Genomic DNA, 16,954 nt, shown 5'->3' on the forward strand with positions numbered 1-16,954 from the left:
TTATCCTTTTGCCCCGCTTCCCGGAACGATGGCTCCGTGTTGCTCCAGGAGTTTCCGAAGATCGCTCATCGAAACGTCGAGCGGGGTTTTGTTCTGCATGTTGGCCAGCACGGCAGCGGCTCCGGCAGCCTGCCCCATCCCCATGCTCGACGCCTGCACACGTAACGCCGAATTGGCCAGTCGATCGCTGCTGACACAACGACCTGCTACTATGAAATTCCGGCTATTTTTCGGAATCAGCGCACGTAGCGGAATCGTCGGTACAACGCCTTCTTTTAGATGATCAGGCACAACGCCATTCTCATCGTGCACATCAATCGGGTAATACGAATACGAAACCGAATCATCAAATAGTTTACCCGTTACGTAGTCGGCATGGGTGATTTTATAATGGCCGTCGATGCGATACGTTTCCCGAACCGCCGTTTCGTTCTGTACGTCGATAATTTTTGTTTTTTCGCAGCCGGGTAACGTACGCAGGAAACGTAGCGTTTTGAGTAAAGCCGAACGTCCTTTGATGTTCGCGGCCGTGTGCGTTTCCGACGTAGTAGAATCGGCTCCCAATACGTGCGATATATTGTCGCCTTTGGATCGCAACAGGCCGACGATGTTGTTCCGAAAGTCGGGTTTTTCCAGTTCCCCTTTCTGAATAGCTTCCTGGTAACGAGCCTGAATCCCTTTCAAATCCAGCGAATTAAAATCATACCCCCCAATCTCGAACATGAGCGAACCGGGCTGCGTAGTTGATTCACGTAGCACATCGAATCCCGCCATCGACGTAACAAAAGCATTGCCCGTGCAGTCGATAAGCTGATTACAGGTTATTTCGGTCATAACACCCTTGCCAACCGTTTCCACCAGCCAGCCATTGTTCTGGGGTTTCACCTGCATCGGTGTCTCGTAGAAACGAAGCTGTACGCCCGCTTCCACACATTTTTCTTCGAGCAGCATGGCGTACAACTGCCCGTTGAGCCGAACCTGATGACGCGGGTGATGTTTGCCATGTGGAATTGAAAAATCGGGCAACGTATCGTCGTTCAGAGATACGGCTTCCTGCACCATCTCCCAGCCGATACCGCTGATAACCTGCTTGCCCCAGGCGAAAAAAATACCCGGAAACGCGACGCCACCGGTCGTGGTCGTACCGCCAAGCTGACTTCCATTTTCAACCAGAATCGTGCTCCGACCCGCCCGGCCTGCCTGAATGGCGGCTACCACTCCCGCCGTTCCTCCACCGATGACCAGAATATCCGTCTTCAGCGTTTTTTTTGTCAGTTTATAAGGCTCTTTTAATACCTCGCCTGATGCCAGCGTTGGCCTTGCCGTTCCCAGCGAAAGCGCGCCTAGTGTGGCAATTACCGATCTTCGTTTCATAGTTTTCTGGGATAATATTATACCAATTTAAACTTGCCTTTGTGGCTGACGCATAGCCCTCCGACAAGCTCAGGGTGACAGCCCCACTTTACACCGTTTAATCAACCATATCCCAGTTTGCTGTCACCCTGAGCTTGTCGAAGGGCTATGCGTCAGCTACAGGAGCAAATCTGGTTTAGTATCAATACCCTGGATTCTGATCTTTTGCCGGATCAATCGCCAGATTATAGTTCAGTTCAGAAACTGGAATTGGCCAGAGCAAATGCTTGTCCTGCACCGCTTTTCCTTTGGATGCCTGAATTATCGTTTTGGCCGTTCCGGTACGTTTCAACTCCAGCCAGCGTTTGCCACCATACTGAAACTCATAGGCTTTTTCCATCAATACCGCATTCACGAACGTAGCGGCTGTATAATCGGTCAGTTTAAAATCGACAGTCGAAGCCGTGTTTACCGCTTTGCCGTACGCCCGCCGATGCACCTGATTCAGTGCGTCTACGGCTTCGGCAGTTGGCGCGTTGGCAACTCGGGTAGCGGCTTCGGCATAGATAAGCAGTACGTCAGAATACCCGTAAAGTGGATCATCATTCCCTGCACCATTCTGACCTACAGCCAGTTGATCAATGAATTTTGAACTAACAAGGGTAGTTGCTCCCAGACCAAAATTGACGACATCCCATAATCCTTTCCGAAGATCGGCATTGTCCCAGGCTTTGTAGAATGCACTGTTCGCATCGCCATAAACCGCATAAGCGCCCCCAAAATTGAACAGTTTCGTGTTGGGGTGATTGGTAATCCAGAGCATGTAATTTCCCTGATTTACCTGACGGGCGTATTTGAGGTAGAAAATCTCCTCGGTAGTCGATACCAATTCAGGACCCCAGACTTTGGTTTGAAAGTCGGCTTTAGTAGCCACCGGCACCAGCGAGAATTTCTTGGAATTTATAACTTCCAGTGCTTTATCGCGTGCTTCGGTGTACTTACCCTGTTGCAGATACACGTCAGCAATCATGGTTTTAGCGGCCCATTTAGTAGGTCGACCAGCTACCGCCGGATTGTCGGGAAGGTTGGCTTCGGCTTCTGTCAAATCGGCCAGAATCAGGGCGTATACTTCATCGGCGGTGCTACGTTTCAGATTGATTTCAGCCATGTTGGCTTCGGTACGTAGTGGTACACCCGCCCAGTTACGTACCAGTTGGAAATAATTGAACGCCCGCAGAAACTTGGCTTCTGCTACGTACTTTTTCACATCGGCCTGACTGATGGATTTTCCATTCGGTGCATTTTTAATCACCAGATTGGCATTCCGAATGCTCAGGTAAAAGGTGTTCCACAGGCCTGATACGCGGGTAATATTTGCAGCGTCAAATCCCTGAAAGTCAGACAACGGCGCCCAACTTCCACGACCATACGCATAATCGGTCTGGCTTTCGAGCGTGGCTTCGTACACACTCATGTTGCTGTTACGTAACGGGCTCGTAATCAGGTTAGCGGCCGCTTCAACTTCGGCAGCCGTGTTATAAAACGATTCGACCACCAGGGCTTTGGGCTGTTCGATCAGCTCACGTTCACAAGCCGTGAGGCAGAGTATGGGGAGGAGGAATAATATCTTTTTCATGTCTATTTAAAGAGTGAAATCGGACCGCCGAAGCGGAGTGAATGAGCGAACGAGTGCTGGTGATACGGAGCATTCGCTCTGTCACTCATTCACTCGTTCGTTCTCTGTTAAAATCCGGCTCGCACACCAAACGTGATCGACTTGGCAACGGGGTAACTGTAAAAGTCGAGACCTAGCGCCGTCGATTTATCACTACCACTCGAGTTGACTTCAGGGTCCCACCACGAGTAGTTGGTTAGCGTTAACAGGTTCTGGCCGCTGGCATACAGTTGCACGTTTTTCACCCAGTTCACACCCCATTTTTGTAATGGAAAGTTATACGCTAATTGAATGTTTTTCAGACGAACGTAGGAGCCATCTTCAACAAAGCGGTTCGACAACTTGGCGTTCACACTATTGCTGATAATGGGATATTTCGCGTTGGGATTCGATGCCGACCAGTGATTCAGGAATACTTCACGAGGCATATTCAGGCCAAAACCGTAGTCGATAGTGCTACCCATTGCGCTGGCGTTAAACAAGTCATTACCCTGAACACCCTGCCAGAACATGGTCAGTTCCAGGTTTTTGAACGACATTGTGGAGTTGACACCGAAAATATATTTCGGGTTTGGATTGCCGATATAAGTCTTGTCTTTCGTAGAAATCGTCTTATCGCCGTCGATGTCTTTGTATTTGATTTTTCCCTTGTCGTCGTAACCATCCTCTACATATCCCCAGAACTGACCAATAGGCCGGCCTTCGCGCAGAATACTCGATACGTCGCTGATAACTACTACACCGATGTTGCCACCCAATACGTCCTGTCCGCCGTAAAGTTTTACAACTTTATTCCGGTTGAATGATACGTTCGCGTTAACATCCCATTTGAACTCTCCCGTCAGGATACGCGTGTCGATGCCTAACTCAAGCCCTTTATTCTGGACTTCGCCCACGTTCTGGATGGTGGTGGTGTACCCAAGCGACGCCGGGAGTGCTACGGTTGTGAGCAAATCGCGGGTGTTTTTTATGTAGTAATCGGCAGTCAGGACAATCCGGTTTTGAAAAATACCGAAATCAACGCCAATGTCTTTCTGTTCAGTGGTTTCCCATTTCAGGTTTCCAGGCAGGATCGTGCCGGGACCGTACGTATTATAAAGTGCATCGCCCAATACGGTTTTTCCCGAATTCAACTGACTCAACGTAGCATAAGGCTCAATTGCCTGGCTACCCGTAAGACCCCAACTGGCCCGAATTTTCAGATCCGAAATGAAGGTGTTGCTCTTCATAAAATCTTCGCTGGAAACACGCCATGCCAGAGCCGCCGACGGGAAATAACCCCATTTACCGCCTTCGCTGTATTTTGAGGACCCATCGCGACGAAGGCTTGCCGTTGCTAAGTATTTGCTATCATACGAGTAATTGATACGTCCCAGGTAAGATAGCAGCACCGATTTCGCATATTCGGACGAGGGTATACCCGGCGTTGAGGCTGCCCCCAAATCATACGTTCCGGGTGTATCGCTCAGAAATCCAACTCCAGTACCCCCCAACTTGGTAGCCAGGAAATTCTGATACGTGAACCCTGCCACTGCCGAAATATTGTGTTTTTGCCCAATGGTTTTATTGTAACTTATTGTATTCTCACTCAGCAGGCTGGTAACCTGATTAGTACCGACCGAAGCTGAACCAGTAGAATTGACAAAATTGAGTGTTCGATAGCTGTCGGTTCGGTCGTCGCGGTTTTCAATACCACCCGCTAGTTTGATCGTGATGGATTCGATGGGCTTAAAAATCAATGCCGTATTAAGTAATGCTACGTTGGTTTTTGTGTTGTTGCTCAACTCGTTGATATAATTGAGTGGGTTAATCAAGTCGGTGGCTACGAAAGGATAAGCAATGGCCAGCGTGCGATACGTCCCGTCGTCGTTATACGGCGTCAGTGTGGGTGGAGCAGCAATGGCTCCCGCAATCATCGAGTTACCACGACTGCCGCCACTAGCTGTTTTCTGGCCCGTTTCCAGCCGCGACAACGTACCAGAAAAGTTGACACTAAATTTATTACTAATCGTATGATTGATATTGGCACGTAGCGAATACCGGTTGTAATTGCTTCCTTTAATAATTCCTTCCTGATTGAACGTACTGCCCGACAGTGAAAACTGCGTTTTATCGTTTCCCCCACTGATATTCAACGACGCCGTTTTAATGGGTGCTTTCTGGAAAACAAGGTCCTGCCAGTCGAACCCCTGCCCAAAAGCATCAATTTGTGCCTGCGTAAAGTAGGGATTTAGTTTGTCGTTAACGGCCTGTTCGTTGTATAACTGTGCATATTCTTTGGCGTTCATCAGATCCAGTTTTTTGCGCAGGCTTTGTGTGCTGTAACTGGTTTCAATATCGACCCTTGTCTGACCCGATTTCCCTCGTTTTGTGGTAATCAGCACGACACCATTTGCACCGCGCGAACCATAAATAGCTGTCGCCGATGCATCTTTCAAAATCTCGATACTTTCAATATCGGCATTGTTGAGTTGGGTAGGATTAGCACCACTAATCGGAAACCCATCCACTACGTATAGCGGCTCGTTACTGCCCTGAAGCGAGTTGGTTCCGCGAATTCTAACACTGACGCTACCACCCGGAGCACCGGTATTCTGCAATACCTGCACGCCAGCCGCTCTACCTGACAAGGCTTGTAGTACGTTCGTAGCCGGATAAGCGTTTAATTCTTTGGCCTTTACCTGCGACAGGGAACCCGTTAAATCGCTTTTTTTCACGGTACCATACCCTACCACGACCACTTCGGAAAGGGATTTATCGTCTGGCACCAGCTGAAGGTCGATGGTCGTACGATTACCGACGGCCAGTTCCTGGTTCTGATAACCGACAAAGGAGAAAACCAACGTAGTGGCCGATCCGTCTGGGATGGTCAATCGAAATCTTCCGTCTGCATCGGTGGTTGTGCCGCGCGTCGTGTTTTTAACGACCACACTCACCCCCGGAAGCCCATCGCCGGTTTCACTTTTGACGGTGCCTGAAATAGACCGATCAACCGGCTGGGATGGAACAGTAGACTGGATGGGCTGAATATCACCAACGCCTGCTGGACCGGGCACAATGGCAATCTGGCTACCAGTAACCGTATACCGAAGTTGTAAGGGCCTCAGTAATCGGTCCAGAATAGTAGCCAGTTTTTCGTCTGTAGCGGCCAGCGATACTTTCTGATCAATCTGCACAATCTGCCGACTATAGACGAACTTGACGTGGGCGTTTTTTTCCAGCGCCAGCAGGGCCTGCCGAATCGTGTTGTTGTCCAGTCGGATACTAACCCGTCGGTCGAGGAGTTCCTGCGCATTAGCCGCCAGAACCCCATTCGTCAGCAGAACCGTAAGCCACAATTGGAGTAGCGAAATTCGCATAAGCATCCGAATCGTTTCGTGATTTGTAAACTTGTACATAACTTGGGGGTAGGTCTAGTTATTCCGGGCAAAGGAGTAGCTATACCGGTCGGCGGTGGCCCGAAATAGCCGCCAGATCGGTCAAATTCGCCCGCTATGTTCGCAGCATAGTGGGCTTTTTTATGGGTCAATTACAGCCTCTACTGGTAACGACAATACGTGCGTCAAATACTTCGTAAGTAGCTCCTATAGACGAACAGAGCAATTGCAGTTGATCGAACAACGACACACCTGCCAGCGATGCCGTCAGCGTACAATTCCGCAGCGTCGATGCATCGTAAATAATCTCAACACCATATGATTTTTTCAATCGTTCGAAAACTTCCGTCGCTGGTGTATCGTCAAAGTTGAACATTTCCGGATTTGCCAACGTAGCAGGAAGAACGACAGGTTTTGAAACCAGCTCTTTCTGATAACTATGCAGGCTTGCATCATACGTAACCTGCTGATTAGCCGTCAATACCACACCTGACTTGTTCGTATTCGATGCTTTTCGGGCCGAGATCCAGTCTTTCTGATCCATTACCGAAACTTTCCCGGAAAGCACCGATACACGCATGTGGGACTCACCCGGCCGTGCCTGAACGCGAAATCGAGTGCCGAGTACGCGGGTCACCAACGTACCGCTGTAGACCAGAAACGGCCGTTTGCCCTCATGTACCACCGAAAATAGAGCATCTCCTTTCAGGTATATTTCCCGCTTGTCAGCATCGAATGTGCGGGGATACGAGGCCTGACTATTTGCCATAAGCGTCATCTGACTTCCATCAGGCAGCGAAAGCTGAACCGGCTGAGACGTACCATTGACCTGATCGATCCATCGCTCACCCACGGGTTTATCCAGATTAGGAACCGTATTTGTCACTATGGGCGCTATTTCCTGCCGCTGAAACAACAGCCAGCCAGCCCCCAAAACCAGCAGCAGAACAGCCGCAGCCAGCCAGCGATACTGATTCCAGGAATTTTTAAAAATTACCCAGTTGGACTGTACTGGAACGTGGCGAGTCAGTTTCACAATACGTTCTACTTCCAGGCGTTCCTGATCGGCGGACAAATTATGTGGCCTGTTTATAAGCGCTTCGGCCATATCTTTCGCCAGCAACAACGTATCACGCTGTTGCGGATTCTGCTGCTGCCAGTCCTCCCAAAACCGACGAGCTTCGGGCTGGTTATGTTTTACCCAGGCCAGAAACCAGTCGTCGGTCAGGAAATCTTCGACAGTATAATGTTGATACGTTTTCATAGCTTGTGCATGAGCAATTCCAGTACGGTCGTTAAATAGGAGCGGTTAGGGCCGATGATACTCAGTACACGTTGATTATTTCGGAAACGATTCATTCAGTAACCAGCTTCCAACTAATGATAACAACGACGGCCAGCTTTCCCGCAGACGACTTAGGCCCCGATGCAGCAGATTGGCAACAGACTGTTTATTGACGGCCAGTACGTCGGCTATTTCGTCGTTCGATAGCTCTCCGTAAAATTTCAGGTGAATGGCTTCCCGCTGACGATCAGACAATTGCGCTAATAAGTTATTCAATCTTGCCGTTTGATATTCAGACAGTTCTGTACGTATCAGTGCCTGTTCGGCGGTAATTTCTTCCGAACTGACATCATCGAATGGAATGCTTTCTTCCCCAACTATAGAAGTGCTACGTAGCACCTCGCGATGGATTTTTCGACGTAATGATTTGTAGAGATAAGGCCGGATATAGGCTGTTTGGACAATTTTGTGTCGGTACGTCCATAAGTCCAGAAACAAGTCTTGCAGGCAATCTTTCAGCAAGTCGGAATCGCGCGTAAAGCGACCACCGTAAAAGTGCAGTTCCCGATAAAAATGCTGAACCAGAGACTGAAAAGCGTCCTGCTGTCCCTCCCTGAATTGCTGCCAGAGTAAAGTCTCGTCCGTTTTCTCCCAACTGCGTTCGGCTTGATGACCTGTATCAGATTTCAGCATAATCACTCTGTCGCCAGACATTCAACAATTCGTTCGAAATGATCCAAGTTCGGTGTGCACTGGTTAATAGAAGAGATAATTCAAATAATACTCAGTATTATGCAAATTTTTTCAGGAAAGTTTTTGGCGTTTAGTATGTCGACTTTTTTGAGGCATATGTCCTAAATCAGCCTGGTTAAACCATGATTTATAAGCTTTTTTGTATTTTATTGCAAAAAACTACGTCAAACCGTTACGTTATCGATTAGCCTAATTTAAAGTTTATGATTTCACAACTTCCTTCACAGTTTCCTGCTCCCTACACCATTGATGATCGTTTTAAGACATCCGTAGCCTATTTCTCCATGGAAATCGCTGTCGATCAGGCTCTAAAAACCTATTCGGGTGGCTTGGGCTTTCTGGCCGGTTCGCACATGAGAAGTGCCTACGAACTCAAACAGAATCTCATCGGCATCAGCATGCTGTGGAAATACGGCTATTACGACCAGGTTCGTAAAACCGACAACTCGATGGATGTGCAGTTCCGCGAAAAAATCTATTCATTTCTGCAGGATACAGGTATCGAGTTTACAGTCGACGTGTATCAGACACCTGTCCGGGTAAAAGCTTATTATCTGGAACCCAACACATTTCAATCGGTACCACTTTTTTTCCTGACAACCGACGTTGATGGTAATGATAGTAATACCCGCGCCATTTCGTACCGGCTGTATGACAACGACGTGCGGATGAAAATTGCGCAGTGTATGATATTGGGCATCGGTGGAGCCAAACTTATTGATGCGTTAGGAGCTTCGCCCGACGTGTATCACCTCAACGAAGCCCATGCCTTATCGGCTGCATTTTATCTGTATCAGAAAGCCGGGACGATAAAGAAGGTTCGTCAGCGACTGGTTTTCACCACTCATACACCCGAAGAAGCCGGTAATGAAAAGCATGACATCAATCTCCTGCAAGAAATGGGTTTCTTCGGAGGTTTGTCGCTGGATACTGTTCGGGAACTGACCGGTATGCAAGACAACGTATTTAACCATTCACTAGCCGCGTTGCGACTGAGCCGACATGCGAACGGTGTGTCGAAACTACACGGCGAAGTGGCCCGGCAAATGTGGGGGCGCTTCGATGGCATTTGCCCAATCACCCACGTAACAAATGCTCAAAACCAACGCTACTGGACGGATAGTGAAATAGAAAAGGCCCGGGTTTCAGAAGACGGACAGGCTGTAGCCGCACGTAAAATCGAGCTTAAAAAACCCCTGTTTCGACTGGTAGCCGACCAGGTTGGCAAACTCTTCGATCCTAACGTACTGACGCTGGTGTGGGCCCGTCGGTTTGCTACGTATAAACGTCCTGATTTGCTTTCGCAGGACATTAAACGATTCAGCCAACTGCTCAGTCAGACCGATTATCCCGTGCAGATTATCTGGGCGGGCAAGCCGTATCCGCTTGATTATGGTTCGGTACACGTATTTAATCAGTTGTATTACCTCAGTCATCTTTACCCAAACATGGCTGTAGTAACAGGCTATGAACTGGGTCTATCTAAACTGTTGAAAGATGGAGCCGACGGCTGGCTCAACACACCAATTGTGAACCGGGAAGCCTCAGGCACAAGTGGCATGACAGCTGCCATGAACGGAGCGGTAAACATCTCGACCAACGATGGCTGGGTACGCGAATTTGCCCGCCCCGGCGAAAATAGTTTTCTGGTCCCTACCGCCGATCCACTCCTCCCCGATCACGCCCGCGATGAGCACGACCGCGACGGTCTTTTCGACCTGTTAGAGAACGAAATTCTACCAATGTACTACAATCGTCCCGCCGACTGGCAGGCGCTGGTGCTACGTAGCATGAACGACGTAAACAGTTTTTTCGGAGCCAATCGGATGGCTTCGGAGTATTACGAAAAAATGTATTGATACGGTTCGAAACGTAGCAAGTTGACTTTTAGAACAATGTGAGTTTATGAAATCGTCGCGTAGCGACCAAACAAAACGTTCTTATTTGTTTGGTCGCTACGCGACGATTTCATAAACTCACATTGTCTTTTAATAATACAGGTCCACCGAGTTAATAACTCTCTATCTATCAACCATTTACAATCAATGCGTACAACCTCCTATTTCCTGTTTTTGTACGTATCACTGCTTTCCTCCGTTGTCGCTCAGAACGTAGCACAACAGGCTGGAGGTCTGTCGGAAGCTACATTTGCGACACCGCCTTCGCGCTACGGCATTCGGTGCTGGTGGTGGTGGCTCAATGGCAACGTAACGAAAGAAGCCATTACCCGCGATCTGGAAGCTATGCGGGCCAAAGGCTTCAGCGGAGCCTGCATTTTCGATGCCGGTGGAGCCGAACAACGTGGCAATGCGCAGGTACCGGAGGGCCCCATGTTTGGGTCGCCCGCCTGGCGCGAACTGTATTTCCATGCGGTTCGGGAAGCCAACCGACTGGGGTTGGTATTGAGCATGAGTATCCAAAGCGGCTGGAATCTCGGTGGTCCAGATATTACACCTGCCGAAGCTGCCAAACAGTTGATTTGGTCGGAAATCACTGTACGAGGGCCAGTAACGTATCGGCAAGCCTTACCCAAACCAACTGAAAAAACAGGTACCCAGCCAGCCAAACACGAATCAGATGGTTTTTACCGTGACGTTGCGGTGCTGGCCTTTCCGAAATCAACAAGTACGCATTTGCCTATTCGGGATTTGAAAGCCAAATCGGGTACTGTTGAGCTAGGCGGCTCGGCTCCCGATACCCGCTTTCTGCTTACCGACGTAGCACCGACGCCGGGTGAGGCCGATACGTCGCCAAAAGCGGTTCAGAATCTGACGGCTCATCTGACGGCGCAGGGCGTACTGGAGTGGCAGGTGCCCGTTGGCGAATGGACCATCATGCGCTTCGGTTACGGGCCTACAAGTGCTGATGTCTCTACGTCGAGTGGAAAATGGCAGGGGCGCGTACTTGACCCGCTGAATGCCAAAACCTTTAACCGATACTGGGATACTCACGTAGAGCCAATGCTCAAAATGATCGGTCCGCTGGCTGGCAAAACGCTGAAATATCTGCAGACCGATAGCTGGGAAGCTGGCGGATGCAACTGGACCGATGCATTTGCGCAGGAGTTCCGCAAACGCCGGGGCTACGATATTCTTCCATATTTACCTGTAGTTACCGGAAAAATCGTGGGTAATCGCGATGAGAGCAATCGGTTTCTGGCTGATCTGCGCAAAACCATTAGCGATTGCGTGGCCGAAAATCACTACGCTGTTTTTGCCGAACGCGCCCGGAAATATGGTATTGGTCTACAACCCGAATCGGCGGGGCCGCATGCAGGGCCATTCGATGGACTGAAAAATTACGGCTACAGCGAGATTATGATGAGTGAATTCTGGTCGCCATCGCCCCACCGCCCGACGCCCGTTAATCGTTTTTTTGTGAAACAGGCTTCCAGTGCTGCCCATATTTACAATAAGCCGCTGGTTGGAGCTGAGTCGTTTACCACCATCGGCCCGCACTGGAACGACGTCATCTGGTCAGCCATGAAATCGAGTGCCGATCATGAATTTTGTGCGGGCCTGAACCTGGTTTATCTACACACCTTCACCTGTTCGCCAAAAGAAATGGGTTTACCCGGTCAGGAGTATTTTGCGGGTACACACTTCAATCCGAACGTAACGTGGTGGGATCTGTCCGACGGTTTTATTCAGTATTTGATGCGCTGTCAATACGTGCTTCAGCAGGGGCAGTCGGTTTCGGACGTACTGTACTATTACGGCGACCACGTACCGAACATCGCCCGTCAGAAAGCCGACGACCCCGCCCATGCACTACCCGAATTTGACTACGATATCATCAACGAAGATCGACTGATGGTCTTGACAGTAAAAAATGGACGTATCACCCTTCCGCATGGACTTTCGTATCGCGTACTGGTTTTACCAGATCATAAAATTCTGTCGTTGGCCGCGTTGCGAAAAGTATCCCAACTGGTTCAGGCTGGTGCTACCGTTATCGGGCCAAAACCTAATTCCACAGCGAGCTTGGTGGGTTATCCGGCAAGCGAAACCGAGCGAAAACTACTTACCAATCAACTCTGGGGCGCCACTACGTCGGAAAGCGACGAGCCGACACGTGGCGAGCACCGAACCGGAACCGGTCGGGTAATCTGGGGAAAAACAGCTCGTGAAGTTTTATTGAGCGACAATATCCAACCTGATGCCGAACTGGCTGGGCCAGGCGGCATGGATTTCGATTATGTTCACAAAACGATCAATGGCGAAGACATTTATTTCGTCAGTAACCAGAATCCAGAAACCGCTCAACTTAAGGCAACGTTTCGCATCAGCGGACGTCGACCCGAACTCTGGAACCCTGTTACCGGAGAAATTCTTCCAGCAACGGCCTTCTTTCAGCAGGATGGGCAGACAACTGTGCCGTTAACGCTGTCGCCATACGGTTCTGTATTTGTCATATTCCGTAAGTCGATTCCCACCACCCAACAGGGAACGGCAACCAAACTGAATGCACTAACGTATCGCCCGGTTAAAACGTTATCAGGTTCCTGGCAAGTGCAGTTCGATTCAAAATGGACAGCCGGTAGCCCATCGACTGTTACGTTCGATACGTTGGTTAGCTGGACAACTCGTCCTGAAGATGGCATTCACTTTTACTCGGGCAAGGCAACGTATCGGAAAACTTTCGACGCGCCAGCCAACGTAACGGGTACGTTATTCCTTGACTTAGGCAGTATTCAGGACGTGGGGGTAGCGCGGGTTCGGCTCAATGGGCAGGACTTAGGAATCGTCTGGGCACCACCGTTCCGCGTTAACGTAGCAAAATGGCTCAAACCTACCGGTAATCAACTCGAAATCGACGTAGTGAATTCGTGGCGTAACCGACTCATCGGTGACCGGGAAAAACCTAAGGAACAACGGCTTACCCAAACCAATATTACGGTACGTCCCGACTGGCAATTGCAAACATCAGGGCTACTTGGCCCTGTGCAATTGCTGGCTGCTACGGATCAGTAGGTTGTAGTCTGGCCGGGCTCCAATGTCAGTCAATACGTAGCAAAATCGGTCATTATCTATTTATAATGGGAGATGATTATGCGAAATTCCTCATGTATTCTTATTCTGTGTCTGTTGCTAACTGTTCCAGCGTTAGCGCAAAAATTCCCACCTATTTACCTGTTTTCGTATTTCAAAGGAAATGGCGAAGACGGATTACACCTTGCCTATAGCAGGGATGGTTACCGGTATCAGTCATTGAAAAACGACAAATCATTTCTAAAACCCGCTGTTGGCCAGGACAAATTGATGCGCGACCCTTGTATCATTCGGGGGCATGATGGCCGGTTTCATATGGTCTGGACGGTAAGCTGGAAGGAAAAAAGTATTGGCTATGCCTCCTCTGACGATTTGATTCACTGGTCGGAGCAGCAGAATATACCGGTGATGGCCCATGAAGAAGGCGCGAGAAACTGCTGGGCACCCGAAATCACGTATGATGCCTCGTCGCGGCAATACATGATTTACTGGTCAACCACTATTACGGGAAAATTTCCAGAAACGCAGGATGCCGCCGAGAATGCCTACAACCACCGACTTTACTACACCACTACGTCCGATTTCAAAACTTATTCCCCGACAAAACTCCTATATGATCCTGGTTTCAACGTAATAGATGCCAACATCCTGCCCGTTGGTGATCGGTACGTTATGTTCATGAAAGACGAAACCCGAACCCCACCGAAGAAGAACATTCGACTCGCTTTCAGTAACTCCTTAACCGGCCCATACGACAAGGCAGGCCCACCAATTACCGGACAATATTGGGCTGAGGGGCCAACCGCGCTCAGACTCGTTACCCCCTGGATCGTCTATTTCGACAAATACCAGGATCATACCTATGGCGCAGTAATGTCGGACGACCTGAAAACATGGACCGATGTGTCCGATAAAATCAGTTTTCCGAAAGGCGCGCGTCATGGTACTGTCGTAAATATAATTCAGCGTGAACTGGATGAACTGCTGAAGGAAAACTGACAACGTAGCAAACATTTCAGGTAAACGTCGGTTCAACGGACAGCAGTTATTCGCCAAAAATCGGTCTGTTGATGTATGCAACCCCAGTCCAGTTTAACCGTCAAAACGTTAGTAGCGCACGAGCGTCTGAACGAAGCCTATGGCATTCAGGCGATTTACGGTTACAGCGATCCCATGCATGAATTAATTGGTACGATTTTGTCGCACCGGACAACGCATGCGAACGAAGTGACTGCCTACCGCACGATGCGTGAGCGATTTCCGACCTGGGAACAGGTTCGTGACGCGCCCCTCCCCGACCTGATTGATGCCATCCAGACGGCTAATTACCCGGAGGTGAAAGCGCCCTATATTCAACAGTTATTAACACGACTTTTTGAGGAGCGAGGTCAGGCAAACATTGATTTTCTGAGAGATTTATCAACTGAAGAAGCGATGAGCTGGCTCACGTCGCTACCTGGCATCGGCTTGAAAACATCTACTCTGCTACTGCTGTTTACGTTTCACAAGCCCGTTCTACCAGTCGATACGCACGTGCATCGCGTTACGCAACGTATCGGCCTGATTGGCCCAAAAGTTAGCGCCGAAAAAGCGCATTCAATTCTATTGTCACACCTACCGGAGGACGCCGTCGTTCTGTTCAACTTCCACAAACATTTTTACTGGCACGGTCAGCGCGTGTGTACCTGGCATCAGCCTAAATGTTCAGCCTGCGTGCTACGTGATATCTGCGATTTTTATCAATCGGGTAAAACGACCCCGCTCAGTAGTACGCCCGTTCGCAGGCAGAAACCGGCTATTTCGTAATTTTTTCGATGCTTCGCTGCTACGTGGCATTGAGTCCTTCGTCTGAACGTAGCACTACGTTCTCAACTTTTTTTGCGAAAAGTAGGGACGCGTTAGTTACGTCTTTTACAAAAACACATACAAATACCGATTATGTCTTTATTCAGACGTCAGTTTCTTCATTCGCTGACAGCCCTCGCGGGTACTGCTTTTTTACCCGATAGTTCACCCAGTGAGGCCCATCCATTCGCTAAATCCTGGCCGATTTCCTGTAACTCATACACCTGGCTCACGTTTTATAATCGTCAGAATAAAGAATGGATGAAGGACCCCGATGCTTCATTGGCAGAACTGGCTAAGTCAGGAATAACAGCTTATGAACCAAGCGTTACGTCGCCAGACGAGATCACGAAGCTGGCTCCCTTGCTGAAAAAGCATACTCTCACAATGCCATCCGTTTATGTAAACACTACGTTGCACCAGGCCGACGAATCGCAGAAATCCATTGACGCCGTATTGTCCATCGCCGAAGCCGCCCGTTCGACCAACACCACCATTTTCGTCACGAATCCGAGCCCGCTCAAATGGGGTAGTAACGATGACAAAACCGACGCCCAACTGAATGAACAGGCCAAAAATCTCGACCGTTTGGGCGCCGAACTACGGAAACGAGGTATTACGTTGGCCTATCACACCCACGCTCCTGAACACCGGCAGGCGGCCCGTGAATTTCATCACATGCTGCTCGCTTCCGACCCGCAGAACGTAGCGCTCTGCCTTGATGCGCACTGGGTGTACCGGGGTTCAGGAAACTCACAAATAGCTCTTTTCGACGTAGTGAAGCTTTATGGAAAACGTATCGTGGAAATCCACATCCGGCAATCAAAAAACGAAATCTGGCAGGAAACCTTCGGGGATGGCGACATCGATTATCGTCGGTTAGCAGCTGATTTGAAAGCGATGAACGTAAAACCCCTGCTGGTGCTGGAACAATGTCTGGAAAAAGGCACGCCCAACACCACAGGTCCGGTTGAAGCGCAACGGCAGAATCTGGTCTATGCCCGCGATGTATTTGCCAGCCTAATTTAGACTATCAATACATTATCAAATTACGAGAACAAACGAGACTGGGGTTAGTTAATGAACCGTTAGCCCGCCATTCCGACGGGTTTTATCACGAACTTAAACTCGCGTTATATTATGCAACCCAACATTGGTCTTGAAAAAGATGTTCTGAAACAGGATAACATCCTGCTGAACGACTTTCTCTCTGATTTACACGTACTCTATATCAAAACCCGGAAATACCACTGGAACGTAGCGGGTCCGAATTTTATGGAGTATCACAAGTTTTTCGAAAAGCAATACAAGGCAATTGAAGCTGAAATTGATGAAGTGGCCGAACGTATCCGTCAGTTGGGTGGTACGCCCCTGGCAACGATGGCCGAATTCATTCATAATACCAGCCTGAAAGAAGATTCTGGCAAACCAAAAGATACAGCGGAGATGTTCAAAAACCTGCTGAATGATCATGAGCAGGTGGTACGCGAACTTCGCGAAGACGTCGAAAAGTGCGACGAAGAACTTAAGGATGCTGGTACCGCTGATTTCCTGACCGGGCTGATGGAAGCTCATGAGGCAATGGCCTGGATGCTGCGGAAATACCTATCCTAATGATGAATGATAAATTATGAATGATGAATTGTAGCGGAATATTTTTACATTCATCATTCAT

11 protein-coding genes are annotated in these 16,954 nt (G+C 49.1%); 6 read left to right on the top strand and 5 right to left on the bottom strand.

The genetic code is table 11. From position 1 onward, the window contains the following. From IC229_RS19400 to IC229_RS19420, 5 genes are all read right to left on the bottom strand, one after another. Window positions 1-1,374, bottom strand: a complete 1,374-nt coding sequence (locus tag IC229_RS19400) for an FAD-dependent oxidoreductase (RefSeq protein WP_190888664.1) — start codon at window positions 1,372-1,374, stop codon at window positions 1-3. Window positions 1,375-1,555: 181 nt separating this feature from the next. Continuing rightward, window positions 1,556-2,989: a RagB/SusD family nutrient uptake outer membrane protein gene (locus IC229_RS19405; RefSeq protein ID WP_190888665.1), complete on the bottom strand. Its 1,434-nt coding sequence runs from the start codon at window positions 2,987-2,989 to the stop codon at window positions 1,556-1,558. A 107-nt stretch (window positions 2,990-3,096) separates the two neighbouring features. Continuing rightward, window positions 3,097-6,426 carry a TonB-dependent receptor gene (locus IC229_RS19410; RefSeq protein WP_190888666.1) on the bottom strand — a complete coding sequence of 1,110 codons (3,330 nt, stop codon included), beginning with the start codon at window positions 6,424-6,426 and terminating at the stop codon, window positions 3,097-3,099. 127 nt (window positions 6,427-6,553) lie between these two features. Further along, window positions 6,554-7,669 (bottom strand): FecR family protein, encoded by a 1,116-nt coding sequence (locus IC229_RS19415; protein ID WP_190888667.1) that lies wholly within the window; start codon window positions 7,667-7,669, stop codon window positions 6,554-6,556. 75 nt (window positions 7,670-7,744) lie between these two features. Beyond that, window positions 7,745-8,383 (bottom strand): RNA polymerase sigma factor, encoded by a 639-nt coding sequence (locus IC229_RS19420; RefSeq protein ID WP_190888668.1) that lies wholly within the window; start codon window positions 8,381-8,383, stop codon window positions 7,745-7,747. Between the two features lie 263 nt (window positions 8,384-8,646). On the opposite strand from IC229_RS19420, the gene glgP reads away from it, so the two are divergent. The 6 genes from glgP to IC229_RS19450 all read left to right on the top strand — a co-directional run bounded on the left by glgP (window position 8,647) and on the right by IC229_RS19450 (window position 16,893). Further along, window positions 8,647-10,302 (top strand): alpha-glucan family phosphorylase, encoded by a 1,656-nt coding sequence (gene glgP / locus IC229_RS19425; RefSeq protein ID WP_190888669.1) that lies wholly within the window; start codon window positions 8,647-8,649, stop codon window positions 10,300-10,302. Between the two features lie 186 nt (window positions 10,303-10,488). Then, a complete protein-coding gene (locus tag IC229_RS19430; protein WP_190888670.1) occupies window positions 10,489-13,416 on the top strand; it encodes a glycosyl hydrolase in 2,928 nt (975 codons plus the stop codon). 78 nt (window positions 13,417-13,494) lie between these two features. Further along, complete coding sequence (locus tag IC229_RS19435) at window positions 13,495-14,433, top strand: glycoside hydrolase family 43 protein (protein ID WP_190888671.1); 939 nt, start codon at window positions 13,495-13,497, stop codon at window positions 14,431-14,433. Window positions 14,434-14,508: 75 nt separating this feature from the next. Continuing rightward, window positions 14,509-15,240, top strand: coding sequence for an endonuclease III domain-containing protein (locus IC229_RS19440; RefSeq protein WP_190888672.1), 732 nt, complete (start codon window positions 14,509-14,511; stop codon window positions 15,238-15,240). A gap of 132 nt (window positions 15,241-15,372) precedes the next feature. Beyond that, entirely contained in the window at window positions 15,373-16,308 is a 936-nt protein-coding gene (locus IC229_RS19445; RefSeq protein ID WP_190888673.1) for a sugar phosphate isomerase/epimerase family protein, read from the top strand. A 111-nt stretch (window positions 16,309-16,419) separates the two neighbouring features. Beyond that, window positions 16,420-16,893, top strand: coding sequence for a Dps family protein (locus IC229_RS19450; protein WP_190888674.1), 474 nt, complete (start codon window positions 16,420-16,422; stop codon window positions 16,891-16,893). The last annotated feature ends 61 nt before the right edge of the window (window positions 16,894-16,954 follow it).

Origin of the sequence: Spirosoma profusum (genome assembly GCF_014699005.1) — a bacterium.
GTDB classification, from domain to species: domain Bacteria; phylum Bacteroidota; class Bacteroidia; order Cytophagales; family Spirosomataceae; genus Spirosoma; species Spirosoma profusum.